Annotated in this window: 29 protein-coding genes; 7 read left to right on the top strand and 22 right to left on the bottom strand. The window is 39.1% G+C overall.

What is annotated here, in order from left to right:
* Positions 1-172: 172 nt before the first annotated feature.
* Complete coding sequence (locus J7E32_RS11900; protein ID WP_286183052.1) at positions 173-2,257, top strand: peptidoglycan D,D-transpeptidase FtsI family protein; 2,085 nt, start codon at positions 173-175, stop codon at positions 2,255-2,257.
* A 97-nt stretch (positions 2,258-2,354) separates the two neighbouring features.
* Here J7E32_RS11900 and J7E32_RS11905 read toward each other — a convergent pair whose 3' ends face one another.
* Complete coding sequence (locus J7E32_RS11905) at positions 2,355-2,858, bottom strand: hypothetical protein (protein ID WP_214907538.1); 504 nt, start codon at positions 2,856-2,858, stop codon at positions 2,355-2,357.
* 157 nt (positions 2,859-3,015) lie between these two features.
* Positions 3,016-3,465 (bottom strand): GNAT family N-acetyltransferase, encoded by a 450-nt coding sequence (locus J7E32_RS11910; protein WP_214907539.1) that lies wholly within the window; start codon positions 3,463-3,465, stop codon positions 3,016-3,018.
* 483 nt (positions 3,466-3,948) lie between these two features.
* On the opposite strand from J7E32_RS11910, the gene J7E32_RS11915 reads away from it, so the two are divergent.
* Positions 3,949-4,512, top strand: coding sequence for a GNAT family N-acetyltransferase (locus J7E32_RS11915; RefSeq protein ID WP_214907541.1), 564 nt, complete (start codon positions 3,949-3,951; stop codon positions 4,510-4,512).
* A 110-nt stretch (positions 4,513-4,622) separates the two neighbouring features.
* Here the strand turns inward: J7E32_RS11915 and J7E32_RS11920 are convergent, their stop codons facing one another.
* The 5 genes from J7E32_RS11920 to J7E32_RS11940 all read right to left on the bottom strand — a co-directional run bounded on the left by J7E32_RS11920 (position 4,623) and on the right by J7E32_RS11940 (position 8,382).
* Positions 4,623-5,120, bottom strand: a complete 498-nt coding sequence (locus tag J7E32_RS11920; RefSeq protein ID WP_214907543.1) for a GNAT family N-acetyltransferase — start codon at positions 5,118-5,120, stop codon at positions 4,623-4,625.
* A gap of 76 nt (positions 5,121-5,196) precedes the next feature.
* On the bottom strand, positions 5,197-6,117 hold the full coding sequence (locus J7E32_RS11925; RefSeq protein WP_214907545.1) for a DUF1002 domain-containing protein: 921 nt from the start codon (positions 6,115-6,117) through the stop codon (positions 5,197-5,199).
* 199 nt (positions 6,118-6,316) lie between these two features.
* Positions 6,317-7,045 carry a hypothetical protein gene (locus J7E32_RS11930; RefSeq protein ID WP_214907547.1) on the bottom strand — a complete coding sequence of 243 codons (729 nt, stop codon included), beginning with the start codon at positions 7,043-7,045 and terminating at the stop codon, positions 6,317-6,319.
* 16 nt (positions 7,046-7,061) lie between these two features.
* A complete protein-coding gene (locus tag J7E32_RS11935) occupies positions 7,062-7,766 on the bottom strand; it encodes a hypothetical protein (RefSeq protein WP_214907548.1) in 705 nt (234 codons plus the stop codon).
* A gap of 31 nt (positions 7,767-7,797) precedes the next feature.
* Positions 7,798-8,382, bottom strand: a complete 585-nt coding sequence (locus J7E32_RS11940; protein WP_214907550.1) for a YdcF family protein — start codon at positions 8,380-8,382, stop codon at positions 7,798-7,800.
* Between the two features lie 451 nt (positions 8,383-8,833).
* Between J7E32_RS11940 and J7E32_RS11945 the strand changes: the two genes are divergently transcribed.
* Entirely contained in the window at positions 8,834-9,355 is a 522-nt protein-coding gene (locus tag J7E32_RS11945) for a MerR family transcriptional regulator (protein ID WP_214907732.1), read from the top strand.
* Between the two features lie 122 nt (positions 9,356-9,477).
* On the opposite strand, the gene J7E32_RS11950 is transcribed toward J7E32_RS11945, so the two are convergent.
* The 7 genes from J7E32_RS11950 to J7E32_RS22895 all read right to left on the bottom strand — a co-directional run bounded on the left by J7E32_RS11950 (position 9,478) and on the right by J7E32_RS22895 (position 13,744).
* The gene (locus J7E32_RS11950; RefSeq protein ID WP_204545079.1) at positions 9,478-9,678 is read right to left on the bottom strand and encodes a cold-shock protein; all 201 of its coding nucleotides are present in this window, start codon (positions 9,676-9,678) and stop codon (positions 9,478-9,480) included.
* A 109-nt stretch (positions 9,679-9,787) separates the two neighbouring features.
* Positions 9,788-10,816 carry an ion channel gene (locus tag J7E32_RS11955; RefSeq protein ID WP_214907552.1) on the bottom strand — a complete coding sequence of 343 codons (1,029 nt, stop codon included), beginning with the start codon at positions 10,814-10,816 and terminating at the stop codon, positions 9,788-9,790.
* Between the two features lie 18 nt (positions 10,817-10,834).
* Positions 10,835-12,064, bottom strand: a complete 1,230-nt coding sequence (locus J7E32_RS11960; protein WP_214907554.1) for a glutathionylspermidine synthase family protein — start codon at positions 12,062-12,064, stop codon at positions 10,835-10,837.
* A 10-nt stretch (positions 12,065-12,074) separates the two neighbouring features.
* Positions 12,075-12,539: an RNA helicase gene (locus J7E32_RS11965; RefSeq protein ID WP_214907556.1), complete on the bottom strand. Its 465-nt coding sequence runs from the start codon at positions 12,537-12,539 to the stop codon at positions 12,075-12,077.
* Between the two features lie 15 nt (positions 12,540-12,554).
* On the bottom strand, positions 12,555-12,953 hold the full coding sequence (locus tag J7E32_RS11970) for a DUF350 domain-containing protein (RefSeq protein WP_214907558.1): 399 nt from the start codon (positions 12,951-12,953) through the stop codon (positions 12,555-12,557).
* 15 nt (positions 12,954-12,968) lie between these two features.
* Positions 12,969-13,412 carry an aminotransferase yhxA gene (locus J7E32_RS11975; protein WP_214907560.1) on the bottom strand — a complete coding sequence of 148 codons (444 nt, stop codon included), beginning with the start codon at positions 13,410-13,412 and terminating at the stop codon, positions 12,969-12,971.
* Positions 13,413-13,612: 200 nt separating this feature from the next.
* A complete protein-coding gene (locus tag J7E32_RS22895) occupies positions 13,613-13,744 on the bottom strand; it encodes a hypothetical protein (RefSeq protein WP_286183066.1) in 132 nt (43 codons plus the stop codon).
* Positions 13,745-13,831: 87 nt separating this feature from the next.
* Between J7E32_RS22895 and J7E32_RS11980 the strand changes: the two genes are divergently transcribed.
* Both J7E32_RS11980 and J7E32_RS11985 read left to right on the top strand, forming a co-directional pair.
* Positions 13,832-14,806 (top strand): LacI family DNA-binding transcriptional regulator, encoded by a 975-nt coding sequence (locus J7E32_RS11980; protein WP_214907562.1) that lies wholly within the window; start codon positions 13,832-13,834, stop codon positions 14,804-14,806.
* A 114-nt stretch (positions 14,807-14,920) separates the two neighbouring features.
* The gene (locus J7E32_RS11985) at positions 14,921-15,088 is read left to right on the top strand and encodes a hypothetical protein (RefSeq protein ID WP_214907564.1); all 168 of its coding nucleotides are present in this window, start codon (positions 14,921-14,923) and stop codon (positions 15,086-15,088) included.
* Between the two features lie 128 nt (positions 15,089-15,216).
* On the opposite strand, the gene J7E32_RS11990 is transcribed toward J7E32_RS11985, so the two are convergent.
* The 8 genes from J7E32_RS11990 to J7E32_RS12025 form a co-directional block, all read right to left on the bottom strand.
* Positions 15,217-15,786 carry an MEDS domain-containing protein gene (locus J7E32_RS11990; RefSeq protein WP_214907566.1) on the bottom strand — a complete coding sequence of 190 codons (570 nt, stop codon included), beginning with the start codon at positions 15,784-15,786 and terminating at the stop codon, positions 15,217-15,219.
* 272 nt (positions 15,787-16,058) lie between these two features.
* Complete coding sequence (locus tag J7E32_RS11995; RefSeq protein ID WP_214907568.1) at positions 16,059-17,057, bottom strand: NAD(P)H-dependent flavin oxidoreductase; 999 nt, start codon at positions 17,055-17,057, stop codon at positions 16,059-16,061.
* 382 nt (positions 17,058-17,439) lie between these two features.
* Positions 17,440-17,706: a phage holin gene (locus J7E32_RS12000; protein WP_214907569.1), complete on the bottom strand. Its 267-nt coding sequence runs from the start codon at positions 17,704-17,706 to the stop codon at positions 17,440-17,442.
* Between the two features lie 83 nt (positions 17,707-17,789).
* On the bottom strand, positions 17,790-18,365 hold the full coding sequence (locus J7E32_RS12005) for a glycerol-3-phosphate acyltransferase (protein WP_214907571.1): 576 nt from the start codon (positions 18,363-18,365) through the stop codon (positions 17,790-17,792).
* Between the two features lie 114 nt (positions 18,366-18,479).
* A complete protein-coding gene (locus J7E32_RS12010) occupies positions 18,480-19,829 on the bottom strand; it encodes an MFS transporter (protein ID WP_353654042.1) in 1,350 nt (449 codons plus the stop codon).
* A 132-nt stretch (positions 19,830-19,961) separates the two neighbouring features.
* Entirely contained in the window at positions 19,962-20,195 is a 234-nt protein-coding gene (locus tag J7E32_RS12015) for a group-specific protein (protein WP_214907573.1), read from the bottom strand.
* A gap of 137 nt (positions 20,196-20,332) precedes the next feature.
* Complete coding sequence (locus tag J7E32_RS12020) at positions 20,333-21,064, bottom strand: ZIP family metal transporter (RefSeq protein ID WP_214907575.1); 732 nt, start codon at positions 21,062-21,064, stop codon at positions 20,333-20,335.
* Between the two features lie 88 nt (positions 21,065-21,152).
* Positions 21,153-21,539 (bottom strand): VOC family protein, encoded by a 387-nt coding sequence (locus tag J7E32_RS12025; protein ID WP_214907577.1) that lies wholly within the window; start codon positions 21,537-21,539, stop codon positions 21,153-21,155.
* A 308-nt stretch (positions 21,540-21,847) separates the two neighbouring features.
* Between J7E32_RS12025 and corA the strand changes: the two genes are divergently transcribed.
* Positions 21,848-22,798 carry a magnesium/cobalt transporter CorA gene (corA, locus tag J7E32_RS12030; protein ID WP_214907579.1) on the top strand — a complete coding sequence of 317 codons (951 nt, stop codon included), beginning with the start codon at positions 21,848-21,850 and terminating at the stop codon, positions 22,796-22,798.
* Between the two features lie 107 nt (positions 22,799-22,905).
* Positions 22,906-23,148, top strand: coding sequence for a hypothetical protein (locus J7E32_RS12035; RefSeq protein WP_214907581.1), 243 nt, complete (start codon positions 22,906-22,908; stop codon positions 23,146-23,148).
* Positions 23,149-23,154: the final 6 nt, after the last annotated feature.

Below are 23,154 nucleotides of genomic sequence, written 5' to 3' on the forward strand. Positions count from 1 at the left end.
AGTTATCCACACCTAAATAATTTTTTAATTTCCTGGTAAACATATTAAAAAGGAACCCTTGAATATTCAAGGGTTCCTTTTATTTTACAGGAAAACCTTTACAGAGTAGTAAATCTTTACGTACACTAATGGTAATAGATGGTTTTTATATTTTAATAGGATGTGAGAAAACTTGCCTAAAAAAAAGAATACAACACCAATAAGGGTCAATATTCTATTCTTTTCAGTCTTTATTCTCTTTTCATTGCTGGTCCTTCGCCTCGGTATTGTCCAAATCGTACATGGTGAAGATTATAAACGTGAAATTAATCGCAAGGAAGATGTGACAGTCAATAACCCTGTCCCGCGAGGAAAGATGCTGGATAGAAACCACAAAGTAATCGTCGACAACAAACCACTGAATGCAATTACATATACGAATGAAGGGGCTTCCCAGAAGGAAATGCTCCAAGTAGCTGCAAAGTTAGCCAGAATCATTGAGAAAGATACAGATAAAGTCCGTGAGAGAGATATGAAGGATTTCTGGATGATCAAGCATCCAGAAGAAGCAAAGAAACTTATAAAAGATAAAGAGATGGAGCTTTTCAGAAATAAAAAGCTGAAAAACAAAGATTTATATAAACTACAGCTTGAGAGAGTTACAAAAAAGCATCTTAGTCAACTAACTGAGCAGGATATAGAAGAGCTTGCTATTTTCAGAATCATGAACAGCGGCTATAAATTCGTGCCGCAAATCATCAAAAATGAAGACGTCACACAGGAAGAATATGCGCTAGTCAATGAAAATCTGTCACTGCTTCCTGGTGTTAATGCTACGACTGACTGGGACCGGGAATATACGTATGAAGAAGCCTTTAAACCTGTACTAGGAAGAATCACGACAAGCAGTGAAGGTCTTCCTGCCGAAAGACTTGATTATTTCATGTCACGTGGTTATACACGTAATGACCGTGTTGGGAAAAGCAATCTCGAACTTGAATATGAAGATGTACTTCAGGGTAAAAAAGAAAAAATTGTGAATGTGACCGATAAAGCCGGCGAACTTCTGGAAAAAGAAGTAGTTTCAGAAGGACAGCGCGGAAAAGATCTAGTCCTAAGTATTGATATGGATCTCCAGCTCGCTGTCGAGGAAATTGTCGAGAAGGAATTATGGGCTGCCAAACGGTCTCCAGGCACAGGATTACTTGACAGTGCCTACGTTGTTTTAATGGACCCGAACACTGGTGAGGTACTGACAATGGCAGGAAAAAAAATCGTAAAAGACGAGAAAACAAAAGAAATTTATATGGAAGATGACGCACTTGGCAACATACTTAAAACCTTTAACGTCGGCTCTGTCGTCAAAGGGGCAACGGTTTTTACCGGCTATAAAACAGGCGCAATCAGTTCAACTACCAGATTTGATGATAGAGCACTTGATATAAAAGGTACTCCTATTAAGAAATCCTATAGCTACCTCGGTGTCTTGAATGACATCGATGCCTTGAAGAGATCATCCAACGTCTATATGTTCCATACCGCAATCAGGATCGGGAATGGCGTCTACCGTTATCAGAAGCCGTTGAACCTTGAGCCAGAAGTATGGGATACGATCCGCAATTCCTTTGCCTCATTCGGACTTGGCATCCGTACAGGAATTGATCTGCCAAATGAACAAACAGGTGCTAAAGGAGCAAATTATCCGGTTGGTAAGGTACTTGATTTAGTTATCGGTCAATATGACACGTATTCGAATATGCAGCTTGCCCAGTATATCTCTACGATTGCCAACGGAGGATATCGCATGCAGCCAAAAATTGTAAAGGAAATTCGGGAACCAGCCATGAATGGCGAAGAACTGGGACCTATCTATAAGTCCTTTTCTCCGAATGTACTCAATGATATTGGCGGGAAAGAACAGTGGCTTGAAAGAGTCCATATTGGCTTTAAAAAAGTAATGCAGGAACCTGGTGGTACAGCATATTCCTATTTCAACACAGCAACCTATTCGCCTGCTGGGAAAACCGGTACTGCAGAGGCTTTCTACGATGGTCAATATCGAGTAAAAGGAGATGCCCTAATAGATACAATGAATCTTAGCCTTGTTGGCTATGCACCATCAGACAATCCAGAAATCGCCATGGCTGTGATAGTACCCTGGGCTTACCAGGGCAGTGTTGACCACGGTGCTAACAAAAAGATTGGCCGTGCTGTTATGGATGCATATTTCAACATGAAAAACGGTACTGAACAACCCAACGAAGAAACTGAAGAGTAAGAGACGCGTTCCTGCTCTCGGTTGCTATTAGCTCTGTTGGTAATTTGGAGGATTGATAAGAAAAGCAGTGCCTTTTGGCACTGCTTTTCAGCTTCTTTTACAATTCTTTCGCAAGAGAAGGCTTATTCATTTCAAGGCTTTCAAATGCGGCGCCAATTTTTTCTTCACCCTGTGTGAATTTTTCATCAGCAGCATCAAAAGCTGGAGCATCTTTCTTTAGCTCTTCTGATTTCATTTTATAAGATTCTGCAATATCTTTAAGAGCAGTCTCCAGATCCGCCTTTTGATCCTTCAAATCCGCAGGCACTTCAAGTCCTTCTACCTTAGTTGCAACAGCGGCTGCTGATTCACTCGCAGCTGCCTTTTCTTCAGGTGTCGGCTCCTCTGCTCCCTCATATGCATTTAGATCAGCATCAGCATCGTTGATCGTCCTAACAATGCTCATGTAGAATTTATACATAACACTCTTCGGGTTTGCAGCAGGTTTTGCAGCTTCCTCTGATTTCTTATTTTCAGGTTGTGCTTCTTCTTTTTCTCCTGAGCATGCAGTCAACCCGATTGCGAATGTGATCGCTGAAAGTAAAATCCAAAATTTCTTCATCTTTCTTCTCCCCTTCATACTATATATCGCTAAATGTGAAGCCTAAATTTCACACAGCTTTTTCATTATAAAGGGATTATTTAACAAATACAATTTTTTTATGACAAACTTTATAAAAAAGTCCCCACTTGCTAAAAAGCACTAACGAGTTACTTTTTCACCACTTTAGCATGATAATGAAATCGTTAGTGTCAGTTTTAAACTCATACGTCTTTTTAAACCCCAGGTTTTCATATAGCTTCATTGCCCTCTTATTAAATTCAGCAACAGTCAACCTCAAAATCGGTTCCGAATTTAAAGTTTTCAGTTCGTTTAATACAAACGAAACAAACATTGAGCCATTTCCCTTCCCAGTTAACTCAGGATGCATTCCTACTCCTACATCTATTGCCGGTTCGGAATATGCACCTGACCCTCTTCCAGCTGGAACCTGGGCTGTATGCCCACTGCAATAAAACCCAATTAATGCCCCACTCTCATCCTCTACGGCTATATAACCCTCATTCATTAATTCACTTATAGCATCATCGTTAACATCATTATTATATAAATCATACGGCGGGTCATACTTCCAACTTAAAATATCCATCGCAAGAACCTTCGTCATCTTTCTGCTATATAACCTCACGACTCTTCCCCCCATCTATTTATCAAAATATTATTTAATATTTATTTGACATTCAATACCAAAAAATTCTATTAGTTTTGTATACAGTATAATAAATAAAAACCCTTTTTACTATTTTGTCATTTTTTCGTAATAATTGGTTTAAGAGTTTCTACTGCGGGAATATAAGTAGTAACAAAACAAAAACAATTAATGACAGGAGCGATTACATAATGATTACTACATTCGCATTACTTGGAGGAGCTTTCGCAATCGCCGCTGGTTTAAATTTCTTTGCAGTTAATGAAAATGCCTTTATAGATGACGAAGCAACTAACTAAAGAGACGCTGTCCGCAGCGTCTCTTTTTCTGTGGATTTGAACATTTTTTGTATTTTTGTTTTGGCGCAGGAAATACTAGAATTGAAGAGAATTAGTTAAGCATAAGCGTCTAGCCTCATATCTATTAAGGAGGTACGGAAACATGCAGACACCAGATATATTATCAGGTGAACAAGTTATATTGTGCAAAGTCAAAGAACAGGATCTGGACACATGGTGGGGCCTGATCCACAATGACGAACATCCTGAATGGAAAAAATGGGATGCTCCTTACTATCCTCTAAGGCGAGAAAGCCTTGATAAGTTTAAAGAACAAATGACGAACCTCATCCGTCAGGGATATGACAGAAAGTACCTTATAAAAGTAGATGATGAAATTATCGGAATGGTAACATATTACTGGGAACACGAATCTTCACAATGGCTTGAAATTGGGATTGTTATTTATTTGCCAGAATATTGGAATGGCGGGTATGGGACAGAGGCATTAAAAGTATGGATTGCTCACCTATTTGAAACTTTCCCAATTCCAAGAGTCGGCTTTACTACCTGGTCCGGCAATTCCAGGATGCTTACAGTCGGTAAAAAACTGGGAATGGTCGAAGAGGCTCGAATCAGGAAATGCCGGCTCTATAACGGGAAATACTATGATTCAATAAAAATGGGATTATTAAGAGAAGAATGGGAAGCTCAGCAACACTCCTGAATCTGCGAAAGGCTATGACTACTGTGCTAGGCAATGTACTTTAAGCTGTTAAAAACAGGCTAAAACGGCTCGTTATCCGAGTGTTTTTAGCCTGTTTAATTTGATTAATTTCAAAGTATTCTTGACATATAAAACTCATCTTTATATTCACCATCGACAAGCAACGAATTCTTCTTGGTACCTTCTATTTCAAAACCCATCTTCTTGTACAAGGAGACTCCTGCCAGATTCTCTGTCATCACGGTTAATTCCAATCTGTGAATCCCAACTTGTTTTCCCCAGCTGAAAAGCTCTTCAAAAAGTCTTGTACCAATTCCGAAGCCGCGAAAACCTTCCTTTATCCCAATAACAAGATAAGCTGTATGCTTGGTACGGCATACGCTTCCTCCTTTAGCGATTAAATAGCCTGCGAGTCCACTGTCAGCCTCTGCCAGAAAAATATTAGAGTTTTCTTCAGCCCTAAGAGCCTGAATCATTTTTCTTTGAGCCTCCGGATTGAATTTTCTTTCACCAGGTCCATAAAGCATGAAATTCGTAGTATTTTCTACCTCTTGAATAAGTTTTGAAAAATTCTCTGTATCTCGTTCTTCAGCTTGACGAATTTTCATTGAAGATCTCCTCACTATCACTCATTATGTATTCTCTATTATTCGTTATAAAAAAACAGAGGGAAAAGCCTCTGTTTTAGGAAAAAATACTCTTTATGCTTTCAATTAGTTCTTTAAAAAAGTTCGAGACGGATTCCAGGAAGCCTTTGTCTCCTACTGCTTCCTCGATTCTCTTCTGGATATCAGTAGAAAGGTTTTCTAACTGAGTTTTAACATTGTCAAAATTGATGTTCAAATCGCGCATTTTATTGAATAAGTCAACGAGCAGCTGTCTGTCTTCAGGGCTAAGCTGAATCCCGAGAGACTTTAGCTTTTCATCGATAATTTTCTCGACTTCTTCTTTAGTGGCTGGATTTTGAGAAGCAATCTCTTTTTTAATTTCTGTCAGAAGCTCACTGACTTTATCCTGATCGAGCCCCTCTTTTTTAGCTAGTTTTGTTGCCAGGTTCAATTCTTGATTGGCAACTTCAGTACGATCCTTATCAAGGGCTGTGCCTTCTCCTTCGTCATATGCCTTATAGATTCCCACTAGAGCTGAGTGACCGGTTACTTTGACTGGTGAAACGACATCTACAATGGCATCCTCAATTCCTGCTGTCAACAGCGCGTTGGCGTACATTTCATCCGTTACTTCCGTTATATTTTCTGGAGTGACTTGGTTAATCACAAGCCCTTCTCCGGTATCCTTTCTGGTAATCTTGGCAGATGAATACATATTGGAATGTTCATCGCCGTCGATATAGGTTACTAGATCTTTTCCTGTTACAACAATTTCCTTAACTTTGGAAGGATCTTTGATTCCGAGGAGATTCCTGACTTCATCTTTCTGCTTATCTGAAAGTGCTTCACCATAAACTACAATTGGTGGTCCGTATTTCTCATTTATGACATCCTCATCATTGTCATTGGAAGCAAATGCAGGGACAGTATAAATACCCAAAGCAAAAACAAACAGGCTAAATAAAACTGAGATTTTCATCAAGTGCTTAACTTTCATAAATTGTTTCTCCTTTATCACTTTATTTTACCTACTTACCCTTCATACAACAGTTAGAACCTGGTGAATGATTTCCCATCAGTTGGGCTCTTTTCAAAGGGTCCCTTATTAGTACGAATATTTCTGACAAAAAGTTTCATTGACAAGCTCATGAAAAGGTATCAGGAATTACTTTCCATTAATGTTCCTCACAAGCATATTATCTTATAAAAATTTCATCTTCACTTAAAAATCTAAGATACTCTGTTGATGAACCTCCACTTCCAAAACCATTCGTGTTTGGATAAGAGGGATACTCATTGTTCCCGTCGGTAGATGTTGACTGCCAGCCGAAGTAATATTGAGCTGGCGGAAAAAAGTCAGCAAATAAACCATTTGGCTTCATTTCTTCCATTCGGTTAATTTCTGCTTGTATAAATTCTTGCCAATCTGAAGGAATTGAAGAATAACCATATGACTTTTCTCCAACCTTTTCTCGGTAATCCATTTGAATACCGGGATCATACTGATGCTTTCCATCAGAAACGGAAAATCCACGTTCTTTAATCAAGAAAAACGATAAGTATTTCAAATCATTCTCGGGATGGAAATTCCACAAAATATAATGTGATGAGGGGTCATTAGCATCAATCTTCCAGATTAGCGGCATGCTGCCGGTAGAAAAGCTTGATAATTGCCATTCATGCTTCTGCCACTCCCAAAAGCTTATACCATAACTTTCGTCTTCTGTAATGAAAGGAATATGCACATGCTTTTCATCAAGAAAAATCGTGTCTTGTATTTCCGCTATATCAACTTTGTTATACGAATCACTAAAGACTGCCTTTATTTCTTCCTGGTCTGGAAAGGTTGCTGGAGGAGCAAGAAAATACCAATAAAAAATTCCGCCACCAATTAGAATCAGGATAAGGAAAATAGGCACAAGCACCTTTATCCGCATTAAGTTACTCCCCCTTCTTCAGCAAAGATTTTTCGGCACGAAAGTAAACTTGCTTTTGGCCAGTTGAGATTAGGATCCCTTTTCCATCATGTTCAACAAAAATCATAGGCTCAATACCGCTCCCCCATTTTGCTTCAGTTCCTGCAAGCTGATATGGGAATCTTTCTTCGGCTTTTGAAAGTTCACCCGCGGACTCAAAGGCTTCGTAGTACCATTTCTCACTATATACAGCCTCTTCCTTGAAACTGTCCAATTGAACAAGAAGAGAATCCATGTCCAATATCTTATTTTCTGCAGAGGGATGTGTTTGAATGATCTTTCCTTTGTTGATATCCGAAAGATAGGTTGATATCTCATTGGCAGGGAATATAGCCGAATGGATTAGTGGATTGATTAGTGAAACTGCTAAAAAGATATAATTGGCAAAGAAACCTAACCAGGCATACTTCCGATACTTTTCCCAGCTCTTTCCTTCGTTTTTTCGAGAATAGATTCCATATAAAATCCATACACCAAGCGGAAGGATGGCTAATTTTATCAGTTGATCCATATATGGCAGGTTAATAGAAAAAGAGAATAAGCCGACAAAAATGACAATAGCCAGCTTCCATATGATTGGTTTTACATCCTGCCTACTATAGATACGCCTTGCAAGAATGAAAATAGCACTCCATGCCACTAGATTCAGAACAATCTCAGGAGCGTTCATAGCTTCACCTCATTTTTGTTACTGCTTATTCCTACCTGAAAACATTGATCATGAAATACTTGGTCAGCGCAAGATATTCTCTTATATATGATTTCAACACTGCCTGAATTGGTGTTTTTGCAGCCAATCCATTTATCTTTAGTTCTTCATTGTCTGCTATCATCTTGGCACGGAAGATATGGAAATCATTCGTCACCACTATGCCAATTTCAGCATTTTCAGGTATAACTTTTTTAGAAAATCCAATATTCTCGTACGTGTCAGTGGATTTATCTTCGAGGACAACCCTTGAATCCTCGATACCATGTTGAATTAGTTCCCTTTTAATACATTCGGCTTCAGATATGTCTTCCCCCGGGCCTTGACCACCGGAAGCGATCGCAATAGTATCAGGATTTTCCTTTAAATAATGTGCTGCGTGGTCAATACGGTATTTTAGTGCCAACGAAGGAACTGTTCCTTTGACCCGCGCTCCTAGAATTATCATATAATCAGCATTCTTCGGAACATCCATGTTAGCGTGCTGAATTATTTTGTAATGAAGGTAACCTACATAAACCAAGGAAATGAGAAGTCCTGCTATCACAATTTTTTTGATTATTGGTTTCTTTATCATGATTATTAACCCTCCAAATCGCTACTCTAATATTACCATCCTTTACCAAAGAAGGTTTGTAATTTTCTTTAAAAAAGGCTGTTTTCGTAAATAATGTTGTTAAAATCCTAAAGCCGATTTTAACGAATATATACCTTTTTCGGAGGTCGGTATAAAGTTTACATGCTCTTTCCTCATAAAAAGCGTCTTCTTTACATGGGTAAACAGCTTATTTAATGCAATTTTGTCTTCAATAGCAACAAAGTTTGAGAAAAGAGCCTTAAAAAATGGATAACTTGATAAAAAATAACATAACTCGACTGATTTTTATAATAAAGTCTTGGCAGTTTTAACTAAAAGTGTGTATGGTGGTGTTTCTCCACTTTCTTTGCCGAAAGTCAACTAGTTTTGTCAGCGACAAAGGAAACGAAGAATAAAAAGCGAAGTTTTAGTAAAACAAGGAGGGATTATGATGAATACTAGCGCAGTAGCTAAGCTGCTCGGCGTTTCACCGAGCACCATTCAACGCTGGGTGAAGCAGGCAAACCTTCAAATGGAGCGTACGGAGTTAGGACATTATCAATTTTCCGAGGAAAGTATAGAAATCCTTAAAGACATAAAAGAACAGCTTAATAATGGTGTACTTTTGCAGGATTTAAAAGTTAAAGGAAGAAAGCATAGAAAAGCGACAATTCCTTCTGTTAAACCAGATATGGCAATGGATAAGTTAATGAAACGCATGGAGGATTTTGAAAACAGGCTTAACCGAAAGGCTGATGAAGTTGTATCATATCAAATCCTTCAGCATCGCAGGGAAATTGAGGAACTACAAACTGAGGTAACCAGGCTGAAAGAAGTGATTACAAGCATGGAGGAAGCCGCAGCACAGCAGGATCACCTGGCCAAAGAGGAAAATCAACCTTCTTCAACACCTATATCTTCCTTAAGAAAATTAAGGAAACGAAATATAATCAGTTCCTTTTTTGGATTTTAATTTGGCACATCAAGGATGTGTTCTTTTTTTTGTAAATTTAAATCAAAATCAACAAGATTTACGAAAAAACTAAATCAAAAAAAACAGACCCATTAATCTGAGTCTGTTTTAGGCATCCTTAGTTAGGCTTTCTGTACGTTTGTCGCTTGAGGGCCACGCTGGCCTTGTTCAACATCAAATGTAACTTCTTGTCCTTCGTCTAAAGATTTGTAACCTTCGCCCTGGATTGCTGAGAAGTGTACAAATACATCTTCCCCGCCTTCACGCTCGATGAATCCAAAGCCTTTTTCACTGTTAAACCATTTTACTTTACCACGTTCCACAATTGTTGCCTCCTAGCGATTGAAAAAATTGCAATTTAACCTTGCGTGATTATTATATCCTCCTAAAAGGATTTTAAACCCAAAAGTGAAGAATATTTTTAACGCAAACTCAGCTGCATAACTTTTTATAGGTCGCCTCATCGCATATGACAAACATCTCCGTACCCTCAGGAATTTCTTCAGTATGTTTCCTGGCAATATCAAGGGAGTGTCCATCTGATATGAGTGTTGCGCCCAGATCAAAAAGCTCCATGGCCGCTTGCTTGTAAGTAGTCCAATGCGGCTTCTTTTCAATTTTATAGAGGTTTTCTCCTTCCATATTGCTGAGCAGTTGTTTAAACAATTTGCTCGAACCTGGAAAGATCGCTGCCTGAGCCATGAGTTTAGATACTGATTCATTGGATAAAATAAATTCATCAATGTTTGCATGTTCGAACAAGGCAATATGCTTTTCTTTCATTATTTCGGCAATCGTATATATATTTCTTTTTGACTGTTTCGAGATATGTTCTACCCTTGATGCTATAAGCAAAGTTTTCCCATCAGCATATTCAGGAAACTCAATGCGATCATCCGTAAAGACAGCTACGGATTTGGACTCGAGGATATTCGCTTGCATTAGAATTTCTTCTTCAGCAGGGTTTCCGCTGACAAAATGTACTCGGTCATGATGAACTGGCGATTCATTGCTATGGTCGACAATGACTATATCGCACTTTTTATTGGAGTTCAGGATTTCCTCAACAACATTACTAAGTTTGTCTTTGGAGGAGCCGATCAGAATATAGTGGTCCTTTCCTTTATATGCCAACTTCCCTTCCTCCTTCATTTTTTTATACAAGCTCAAACTATCAAAAATCTTGCCGATGATAATACCCATTGCCCCAATTCCGACTGTATATAACAGCAACATAGTAAAAATTCGCCCTAAATCACTGCTGGGGGAATAATCACCGTAACCAACCGTCACGACCGTGGTCATTGTCCACCAAACTGCATCAAGGTATCTTGGAAAAGTTTCTGGTTCTAGTGTCTTGATAATCAAGCTGCTTAACAGTATCACGCCCAGAACAATCAAGGTAATTTTCAAAAGACTGACTTTTAGCAGTTTTGTAAAAAACCTCTGTAAAATCCACATGTTGGACCTCCTTTCTTTTTAAGACAATCCCACTGGTAAAAAGCAAGAAAGGTTGTTTGTAATTTGTCCTCCGACACGGTAACCGAGCGCTGATGATTTTCCGTTAACAAGAAAACTCCCTGTCAAAATATGTCCTTTTTGCTTACCTTTTTCTGAATTATATAGAACAGTGGGCAGTTCGATATACTCTTGAAATATGGATGGAACATCGTTGTAATTCTTATGTTTTTCTTCCATTATCAGTTTACCAGTGGAACTGTATATCTCGACCGTGTCTCCTTCTCTCCCGAAGATAGGCTTTTTGACAAAAGGAACCTGTTTCGTTAAAAACGGCTCCGCTTCCAAATAAGTAGGAAGAAAATATTCGTTAATCCAGTCATGCTCTTCGGGTGTGAAAAACGGATCATTCTTTTCATGTAATCCCCATATTACTGCCTGCAAGGCTTTATTCTGCAATAAGAAGGCAGACGGAGGATTAATCATTGCCAATTTCTTTGTTTTTACAAGTTCAAGCAGCCACATGCCGATTTTATTTCCTGCTTCGTCTTCATCCATTATGAGGCTTTCTATAGGGAATGTTTGCCTGTAGAGGATGTCAATCTTCCTGCCAGTTTGATCATATAGGCCAGTCCCAGGTATGATCCTAAGTTTATCTAGTGCAATGAACCTGGATGGTAAACCATATAAATCCTGCAAATATAAAACTGTATTTCGATCTTCTATATTGTCTTCATGCGAAGTGAAAACAACATATGGTTCAATTTCTTCCAGCCATTTTGCAGATGCAGCGACAGCAATCCGGACAGCTCTGGCCAGTTGATCCTCCATTCCTTCATTTGGATTTCTGAAGCCAAATTGAGTCGCTACAGATCCATTTACGTTAAATAATTCCTTAACGAAGGTTGGAGTATCAGAATTGATCTCGATGCACTTATATGTATTTTCTGTTTTAATCAGATCCAGCCTTGCGATAACACTTTCCACATTTAATGTCTTGAGCTTTATAAAATCGAGAGTTTCAACCGGATAGCCAAGTTCACTCAAGGTATCCAGTTGAACATTTCTCAAGAGCTCACTAACTTTAAAAAATATTCTGCCGATTCTATTTGTACAAAGCCTGATGGCTTCAACTTCCCCTTCATCAATGGTGGAAATATCAAATAAGGCATATTCCTCCCCATACAAATCGGGCCAGAAATTCTGTATACCACTATAAAATCCTTCTCTATTTGCTTTGTAGTTTTTCATGGAATGCCTCCTATTCCATGTCGTTTTCACCAATATCTTTAAGATACAGGACGTAAACTCCCCGATCTTCATCCACTTCAGTGGAGGTAACAGCCATTTGCCCGAAACCAGGAACATCAATAATATCCTTTAAGAGATAGCGGATTACATCAAGGTGTGTCCGACAAGGAACAGCAGTTAGCAAATTATAATTTTCACTTTCCTTGAATCGCCGGAATTCCACGTGGATCCCCAATCCCCGGTAACTTTTCTCACCAAGTACATAATTGTTCCTGCCTCTGTCCTCAAGAACGAGTATTTCTTCATCCCCGACCATCTCATTGGATATCAATTCATACTGGCTTCCTTTAATAATGAAATAAGTGCAAAGCTGGCGGGCATAAAACTCATCTATTCCAACATTCGGGATCGTATATTCATATAATGGTTCATAGTTTTCATTTCCATCATGAACAAAGTAAGTTAGTTTTTTCATGGATGTTATCTCCTCCTAATAAGAAAGGCTTTTTGCAACAATCCAGCCTACTGAAAGGGAAAGTGAGAAGAGAATGACACCCACAGAACGGTTGTCTTCTTCAATCGCCTTTTGAAGGCTATATCTGACCGTAACAACCTCAGCGACAAAGAATACAATGATTTGCGTAAAAATACCAATGGAGCCCCAGATAGCCATATCAAGAAGAGATACCGAATATTCTGCTGCTGCTCCCAGCACGATTGCAAGTCCCAGCATTTTTCCTCCAAGTGAAAGAGCTGCTGTTGTATTTCTTTTGCCAATCAGTTCAAACTCCTTAATTTTTGGAGTAGCCAGCACGAATAAGCCGACACCTGCCGTAAGCATAAGCAATCCAAGTCCTAAATAAGCGGCAAAATTCAAATATAAATTCATTAATTTCCCTCTCCCTTAACCGCCAGTAGTACTTCTTGACCCGCTGCCGAATCCTGAACTTCCCTTTGGCGAAGTATTTTTATAATTGCTGTCCAGTCTTGCCCCTTTGAATGATGAACTGTTCTTGTACTTGTTATAGTCATTGCTCTTATAGAGTAATGATCGGTTCGCAAAGAACATACCAGCGAAAAAGTAATGTCCAAAATATGGTGAGTTATTATCATCACATTCCCAGACACCATCTTCATTGTCCCATTGCCAGTCTGAGCAATCGGTCCCTTCTGGTACGGGAGGGATATCCTGGTCCTGCTCAGAATTCCAATCCTGCCCTTCATCACCAGATACATCTGGTTCCCAATCCCGGTCCGGAATGGCCTGTGGATTGTTATTGCAACCAGCGAGCCCCATCATTAAAGCTGTAGCAGAAATACTCGCAATCACCTTTTTTGTTTTGCCCATTTATTTCACCTCTTTCTTATTGACGTAAATATTTACGGAAGACCTGAGAAAAAGTTTCAATATTCCTCTTACTTTCCAGATTACAACCTTCCTTTTATTGTAACACTTTCCACTCGCTGTGATGCTGAATTCTACAATTAGTTTGTTACTCCTTCCTGCACTTACATTAAAGCGTAAATAAAAAAGGTTCGTTTTTTCTATTACATTGAATCTTTCCCATAAAAAAATTCCTCGAAATTAAATTCCTCTATTTCCGCGTTTCCTAAAGCGATTTTTGCTAAAATAATTTCAAATAAGCATAGACCTGCTAACATAATAATTCCTGCAACCATAATGACAGCTCCTTTAAAATATGTTTGCATATACAATAGTTTATGGAACGCGTTTCAGGTCAAGAATATTCTTTGCGAGGTTTTTAAATGGCTAATATCCGAGAAATTGCCCGATTGGCAGGAGTGTCTGTTTCCACTGTGTCACGGGTGTTAAATCATCATCCATATGTTAGCCCAGATAAACGGGAATCAGTTCTGAAAACCATAAGAGAACTGAATTACAGCCCTAATATTAATGCTGTTCATTTATCCCGGGGAAAGACCAATATGGTCGGAGTCGTACTGCCAACAATTAATCACCCTTATTTTTCAGAACTCCTGGAAGGTATTGCTGAAGAAGCAATGAAGCATAATACCCAGCTGGTACTCTTCCAGACAGGGTATCACCAAGAAAAGGAATTCGAAGCGTTAGAACAACTTCGTGGCCACTTGATCGATGGGGTTATTTTTGCTTCACGTGCAATTCCGTTTGATTCACTTTTAAAGTATAAAAATGCGGGGCCGATTGTGTTATGTGAGGACTCTGATCAAGATGATTTTCCATCTATATCAATTAAACATGTTGCGGCATTCAACCTGGGGTTGGAATATTTAATATCAAAAGGACATAGACGGATTGGCATTTGTCTTGGAAGACTTGAAGGAACAAATAGCGAAAAACGCCAGAAGGCATACGAGGAAATGATGAAGATGATTGGTCAGAAGGTACAAGAAGAATGGATTCTTGGCAAGTGTTTAATGATTCAGGATGGACAAAGAGTGGTGAATCGGTTTTCCTTAATGAAAGAAAAACCGACAGCCTTTCTGGTGGGTAATGATCAAGTTGCAGCCGGAATTATTACCGAAAGTGTAAAACAAGGACTTGCTGTGCCTGACGATGTAGCCATTTTGAGCTTTGATAACCACCCAATTTCTGAAATACTGGGAATCACAACAATTGACATACCCACTAAACAATTAGGTGCAAACGCTTTTAATTCATTTATTAAGCGGTCTAGCAATAGTAAATATGCAGAGAAGATCGCTCTTCCATTTACCCTAATTCAACGCCAATCTGTTTAAAGAACAAAAAGCGAGAAAAGCGGAGGCGCAGCTAGACAATTGGAAAAGCGGAGGCGACTGCCCAACTCCGACAAGCGTTGGAGGGCCTGACGGTGAAGTCGCTCTTTGACTTCATTGGCAGGACCGAAACGTCTCGAGGAGTTAGGAGCCGCAGCTAGACAAGCACGAAAAGCGGAGGCGACTGCCCAACTCCGACAAGCGTTGGAGGGCCTGACGGTGAAGTCGCTCTTTGACTTCATTGGCAGGACCGAAACGTCTCGAGGAGTTAGGAGCTGCAGCTAGACAAGCGCTTCGAGGGGCTAGCCGCCGGAGCTGGATTAAGAAAACCACAGGCAGTTATCCATACCTAAATAATTTTATCATTTCCTTTAACAAACAAAAAACCTGCCATTCATTTGGCAGGTTCCTTATTATTTTATAATGCCTTTCCGATCTATAAGGTCAATATTATCATCTGTCATGTAATAGTCGTGGGAATCCAACAATATTTCTTTTAAAGATTCAGGGACCCTATTGGCATCATAACCACAAATGCTGATTAATTTTGTGTCCTGGAGAAATACGTCCACTTCTTTTTCGTAATCCCCAAGATTCTGGACGATTTCCTCTTGGTCTCTCCATTCAACATGAGCCCAAGTCTGAACAGGAATATTGTTTTCTATGAAAGGGGAAAGCATATTATCTAAATAACTAAGAATAGTATCCTTATTAAAGTTGCCGCGATAGCAGTAAAATTCATAATTATTGATTGTGTGAATCATTTCCTGTTGTTCCTCATCAAACTCAGCTTTGATTCTCTTTTGGAGTTCAGGCAAAATCCGGTCATTTTCTATTATCATCACGTGGTTGCCGAGTCCAATTGCCGCTGTAACATAGACTATAAGATTATCAACATATTTCTCTTCGTTTTCGAATGAATAAAAAATATGGGCACCATTTTCTTTAACGGTAGAGATCAGGGCCTGGATTTTTTTATGCATTGTATCAGTCTCCTCCTGAATTCAACGGAAACAAACAATGAATTCACATATTCAAAATACAGCCTTTATATTAACATACTTCTATCCATTAATCGATTAAACTTGTTTATGCAATCACTTCAAATATATATACGGATTATGGTTTTAACATCCCTTTATTTTCCCAATAAAGTTCTTTCCTTATAATTTTTTAATTTCTCAAAAAATCACCTTTTTTACAGGGATTATTTTTAAAAAAACACCGATCAATTGCATGATCGGTGAGTTTAGTATTACTCCATAATAAAAGTTTTGAGTTTGCCTGCCTTTGCGTTCACATTTGCTAAAGCTTCATGGTATTCAGATTCTAACTGGTTAATAATCTCCGATGCAGATTGTATATTATTAATAGCTCCAACTCCCTGCCCTGCTGACCAAATGTCTTTCCAAGCCTTGGCATTCGTCTCTCTTTGCATTGAATCAAAATTTACATGATCTTTTTTCTGGAGGGTTTCAGGGTCTAGCCCTGCCTTGACAATGCTTGGCTTTAGCATATTCGCTTTGACACCAGAAAAGGCATCGGTGAGAATAAGGTCTTCTTGAGTTGCATCTACTACCATTTGTCTGTACTCATCATTCGCCATACTTTCCTTTGCCACAATGAATCTTGTCCCCATGTAAGCAAGGTCTGCTCCTGCTGCCTGTGCAGCAAGTACGGCCTTTCCGGTGGTGATTGATCCTGCCAGAACAATGATTCCATCCCAAAAGGTCCTTACAGAATCAACGAAAGCAAAGCTATTCAGTTCCCCAGCATGGCCTCCTGCTCCGTTAGCGACCAAAATGAGACCGTCTACTCCTGTCTCTGCAGCTTTCTTGGCGAACTTTACATCACTGACATCAGAGAAAACAAGGCCACCGTATTCATGGACAATTTCTACCACTTTTTTAGGACTCCCGAGTGACGTGATCACAAGCTGAGGTTTATGCTTTTTTATTAAGGTAAGCTCTTCCTCAAGCCTGCTGTACGTACTATGTACCACCATATTCATAGCCCAGGGTGCTATTTTCCGTTCTGGCTCCTGTTTTTTTGCTTCTGCTAATTCGTCATTCAACCTGCCCATCCATTCATCTAGAACTTCAATTGGTCGGGCGTTTGGAGCTGGAAAGGATCCAATCACTCCATTTTTACAGCAGGAACTTACCAAATCAGGACCTGAGACTAGGAACATTGGGGCTGCTATTGCAGGAACAGATAGCTGTTCCCACCAGCTTTCTGGAACCACTTTACTCATCGTATCATCCCTTCTACATTTCTAAATTTTCTGAATATCTATATCATAGTTTAACTTAGCAGATTTTTCAATCTAGATGGATATATTATTATTTCAAAAAAAGAATCCCCCACCTTAATGTGAAGGATTCTTGCGGTATTTTTGCTGAATCTTTTTTATGCTGTTAAGAGTACGCACTAAAATTGTATCATTTCTTTCTTGTGGGTTTTTTAAATATCTGCGCCATATAAATTGACTTCCTTCTTCTATCAACAGCAAAACAGTGATTGGGAGCAGCAAGAGCCAAATCCAGGTCCACATATTTCAGGCTCCTTTCGAATGGATACATTATCCTATTCATTTCTTTACCTCAAAATGTGCGAATGCTAAACATAAACTTGTATTAGTTTGGGTCCTTGTATTCCATTGCCCTTTTACTGTCTCTGTATCCTTTAGTGGTTGGATCTTGTATGATCCCAAGCATGGCAAGAACCATGAAAACACCGTTTACCAACATCAAAACCTCATTCTGCAGTTCTTCTGTTAATCTGAAAGTGATCCAGCCAAATCGATTCATACCTTCCAGAACAATTTGGGCTACTATCATTAATTGAGATATGAAAGCAATAACCCATGCTTTATTTTTGAACCTAACACTCCAGTTAAACAATTACATCATTCCTTCCACTGCTTCCGTTCTATAAATAATATATTCAGCAGAAGGAATAGGTTGTCTGAATTGTTCCGCCCTTTTTATTTTTCCCCTCTTTTACCTAATCTTTCGGAAATATCCTCACGGTGAATGAATATTATAATCATTACGAGTACGCCTGTAATAAGGTTGACAAAAGGCTGGAACCCAAAGAAATAAAAGCTCAGAGGAATCAAAATAAAGGAACCTAGACCAGCAAAGGTAAAACTTTTCAAAATGGGATAGAGCAAAAGGAAACCAAAAATGATGACAAAAGCTGTTAACGGTTCAAAGGCGAGCATCCCTCCGATAAATGTAGAGATTCCCATACCCCCTTTAAATTTTAAGGTAATCGGCTTAACATGGCCAAGGATTGCAAATCCCAATCCACCTAATAGTAACTCAGGAGACAGTTTAAAATATTCACCGATAAAGATTACAATTGCACCTTTTAGCGCATCACCAAGAAAGGTCAAAATGAATGATCCTCTTCCATGTACCCGGCCGGCATTCCGCGCCCCTACGTTGCCGCTTCCCTCTACTCTTATATCCTTTCTCCCGAGTAACTTAACAACGAAATAGCCAGCCATTAAGCTGCCAAGAAGATATGAAATTAACAAATAACTGAAAATATTCATGTCAACACAACCTGTCTAACAATATTAGTAGAGTTTATTCGATATAAGGACGATAAATTCCTTTATAAGAATTCCCAAGGGTCAGTTGACATATACTTTTTTGTATTTGAGCAGTTATGGTCTTTGGATTTCGACCTTGTTCCTGCTAAAGTACAGTTTTTTCATATAAAAATAGAATAGTAAAAATACAGCTCCTGAGAACAATCGTAAAACAGCTGCAAGATTCATAGCTGTTTCAATTGAACTTAACTGAAGCAAATACACGCCAACCTGTGGTGCAATAAAGCCTATAATTGCTAAAAGTATGTTATATTGCGCGATAAAACTTCCCCGGTTTTCCTCCTTCGTCACTTCAAGAAGCTGATTAAACAACAAAAGAACGGTCCCAGAAACAAAAAGGCCGGAAGTAAAATTGACGAAGGTTAGGTAATACATATTTTTTGAAAGAATTGTCAGGAACGGCGCTGATGCCATCCCGACCGCAGTAACTGCCAGCATTTTTCCATTGCTGTGCTTATCAGCCATCCGTCCCCACCACTTGAAGCTTATAATCTGACCAACCTGATTCGCCACAGTTATAATGCTGATCCAGAAACCAGTCATATGAGCGACTTTGATGTTGTAAATATTGAACAGAGGCCAGGCTAGCTGCCAGGCAAAGTTGAAAAACAAACCGCAAATCAAGAAATAAATAAACGGTTTATGTTTATAAGCGTCCCAACCAAAATTGTACCTTCTCTTATCTGGTAGGATGTCTTTTTTCGGTTCTATATGTCTATTTAAATAAAACACTTCTGCAATACCAAATAGAAATGCTAAAATGAAGAGGATTTGATATGGCAGAGGATTGGTTTTGTCAAACCATTGAAGACCAATTCCAATCAATAATGTCGTAATCATACCAGCAATGGTCAGTATCCTGTTCCTTTCACTGAAGAAACCGCTTCTGCGGCTGTCTGAAATAAGATCACCGATAAATGACTGCCAGCTAAGCATTGCGAATGAACCGGGAAGATTCATGAGACCGATCAGTAATACAAAGGTCCAGGCCCTGTATTCTTCAGGAAGATAAACGACCAAAAACATCCCCAGCAAAAATAAACGAGTGAAAAAAATCGAGAGGCCAGTGAACCTCTTTTTTTCCTGCAGTCTGCTCATGATCACGGTACCAAGAATCATTGCGAACATACCAATTATTTGAGGCAGAGAACTAATTAATCCAACTTGATAATTCGTAGCACCGAGAACACCAATTGCAAATAAGGCAAAATAGTTGTTGCTCATACTCACAACAATAGTAGAAGCGACACCATTTATAATGCTATTCTTTTCATTCCTCTTAGTTATCTGTGAAGGACTTTCCATACATTCCTCTTCTTTCGAATCATTCAAATTATTTTGGATATCGAAATATCCACCTAATTTTACTCCTTCTGGTTTTTGCTGGCAATAAGATTTTTTCACAAGAAATAAACAAAGAATCTTCTGTAAATATCAGTTATTCGAAGGGCCGTTCTTCTTAGTTTCTTGAAGGTTGGCTTATTGAACAAGCTTTCTCGAATAAAAAAAAGGAGCACTTGGCCCCTTTGCATATTATTATACGTTCTTTAAAACTAATTTTAATTTGTTGTCACGTTCGCTTCTTTCTTCTTCTGCAGCAAGGTCATACTTCTTTAGCAAGTGAAATACTTCATTCAATATGTCCTGAGTATGTTCTTCCTCAAAAAAACGGGTGAATAACGGGTGAATGTCCTGCGGAAGAAATTCCTTCTGTGATTGGTATTTCTCCTGAACATCCTTTTTGCTGTGGTCAATATTGCATTCTCCCATACTGATCCCTCCTAACTATGTATACCTTTAGAATACCAGACTCTCTTTGTCTTTACCCAAGACTTTTTAATATATTCGTAACAAAATTAAACCTGAATGACGGCAAGGGAAAAGGCCAATAACCCTGGTCTTTATGTCTAACCGAAATGTATAGTAAGATAAAGCATTGAAATCAAGCCAAGTATAAAGGAGTACGTCGGGAATTTAACTTGATGATCTTCCTGGCTTTCTGGAATAAGTTCCTTATAGATGACAAAAAGCATTGCACCTGCCGCAAAACTCAATCCGTATGGGACAAGCCCTGCTACTTCTGCAGCTAGAAAATATCCAATTGCAGCTGTTATTATTTCTACTGCCCCTGTAAAAGTAGCAATCATTAGTGCCTTCACTTTAGACATTTTCTGATGGATTAAATAAAGCCCAACCAGGAATCCTTCTGGCGCATTCTGCAGGCCAATTGCAAAGGCAATTATAGCTCCAAGGTTTTCTTCATCCGCTCCATAACTCACCCCGACCGAGAGCCCCTCGGGTAAATTATGGAGAGTAATAGCTGTAATGATGACTAATGTTTTTCGATCAACACCTGATAAAAATTTAAAGTCACTTGTGTCGAGGTCCTCAGTCTTTGAATGAATGAAATTCAAGGCAAACGTCCCTAATAACATTCCGATGGATAGTACCCCAATATCTGATGATTTCAATGACTCTGGTATCAAGCTGAAGGTTGTTGCCGCCATCATAATTCCTGAAGCATAACCCAAAAGCAAAGACTTCAACCGGGGTGAGACATTATTTAGAAATAAAACTGGAATTGCTCCTAAACCTGTTGCCATCGCAGAGATGACAATTCCCAAAAAAGCTTCTGTCATAACTTTTTCCAGTGCCTCCTAATTTACAAAAGTAAAATACTTTTCCCCTTAAATCAGGAAGTTACACTTGGAAAAAAATTATCCGCTGTCAATCAGGTGCAACCAATTCAACTTTCAAACGATCCGGACCCTCGAAAAACACCGCATAGTGATGTTCCCCTCCAGCAAAAGGGTGTCTGTCTTGATAGAGGATAGGGATATCTCTTTCTCTTAGTTTCTCTGTCATTTGATCCACATGTTGCCGTGAATCTGCATAAAAAGCAAGATGATTCAAACCAACTTGCGAGCGGTGATATCCTGCTTGAAGGAACCTTTCTTCAGTTTGGACGAATACTATATAAGTCTTTTTAAATTTCCAACTGATGCCGCTGTCCCATTTTTGATATACTTCATATTTTAATTCGCTTAAAAACCAGCCCCAAAATTCTATTGCCTTATTTAAATCGGATACATTGATTTCAACATGATGCAGCATTCCTTCTCATCTCCTGATCAATCCTGTTTTTGTATTCTGAGCATAACTATTGGCAACGCTAGGATGAAATTTTGTGAAAATTGCTATTGAGCCTTATTATAGCAATACTGTTAATCACCCATCATTTTGTTCATTTGAAGCAGCTTTCTGACTCCCAAATACCATTCTCATGGGTTCTGCTTTGATTCCTGTCCATCTTTGCTAATATAATAATAATAGGTTATATAAATCATTGGAGGAATGTATTACTGAGAATACACCAATCGAATTAACTAAAATAGCCTAAAAAACGTTTTTTGGGAGAATTTATGATACGTACAATTTCTGTTAGTCCTTATGGGGATATCCAGACTGGTCGAGGTATAGACTCATTGGTGTCAGACAGTGGTCATTGGCATTGGATTGACTTCAATGAGCCGACAAATGAAGAGATCGAATTATTAAAAACACCCTTGGAATTTCACCCTTTATCTATTGAAGATTGTATCCATACTCTTCAAAGACCCAAACTCGATTATTATGATGATTATCATTTTTTTGTTTTCCAGGCTCTGAATGTAGATTCTATGCAAAAGGAGGAGGTTGACCTATTTCTTGGAGATAACTATATCGTTACCTACCATAGCGTCAGCATGCGTGAAATTGACGATGTGTGGAAGAGATTAGAACTTTCGAAGTCGCCAGGGGAATGGAACCCATCCATCGTCCTCTATCATGTTTTAGATAAGATAGTCGATAATTATTTCCCTCATGTATATCGAATTGAGGACATATTGAATGAAATTGATGAGAATTCAGCCGACCGCTCGATGGATGAACTGCTCGAAGATTTATTCGATACAAGGCATGAATTGCTCTCGTTAAGGCATACCATCACTCCGATGAGGGATTTGGTATACAGGATGATTAATTCCCATCGTCTTTCTGGAGTACTTGAACAAAAAGAATATTTCGCGGACATTCATGACCATTTATTACGGTTAGCTGAAAAGGTGGATGCGAGCCGTGAACTGACCACTGATATGCGTGACAGCTATTTGTCAATCAATTCACATGAAACGAATCGAGTAATGAAAGTACTTACCGTAATCACAACCATTTTCATGCCACTCACCTTCATAGCGGGAATTTACGGAATGAATTTTGAGAATATGCCTGAACTGTCCTGGAAATTTGGTTATTTTGGAGCATTGTTCGCCATGTTTGTCATAGGGATGACCATGTTCTTCTGGTTCAGGAAAAAAGGTTGGTTTAAATAAGAAAAGCGGAAGCGCCTTGGTCAGCCCCGACAAGCGCTGCCCGCCTAAAAACGCCACGTCCTGTGGCTGGCGGGTCTAGCACATCGGGTGCCTCGGAGGGCCGACCGGTGAAGTCGTTCTTTGACTTCATTGGCAGGCCTGAAATCGAAAAGTATAGCCGACTGTTCAGAAACGCAGAAACTGGAGACTCCGACAAAGAAGCGCTTTTTGCTTCTGCCGGCGGAGTTGAAGTTTCGGAGTTTCTAGGAGGCGAAACTGGACAAGCGACTCGAGGGGTTAGGCGCTGGAGCTGGACATTTCTCGAAGTAAAATTAATACTTGCTAATCCTCTGAAGCAAAAAAACCATTGAAGTCAT

The organism is Bacillus sp. ISL-55, from assembly GCF_018613155.1.
Taxonomy (GTDB): Bacteria; Bacillota; Bacilli; order Bacillales; family Cytobacillaceae; genus Mesobacillus.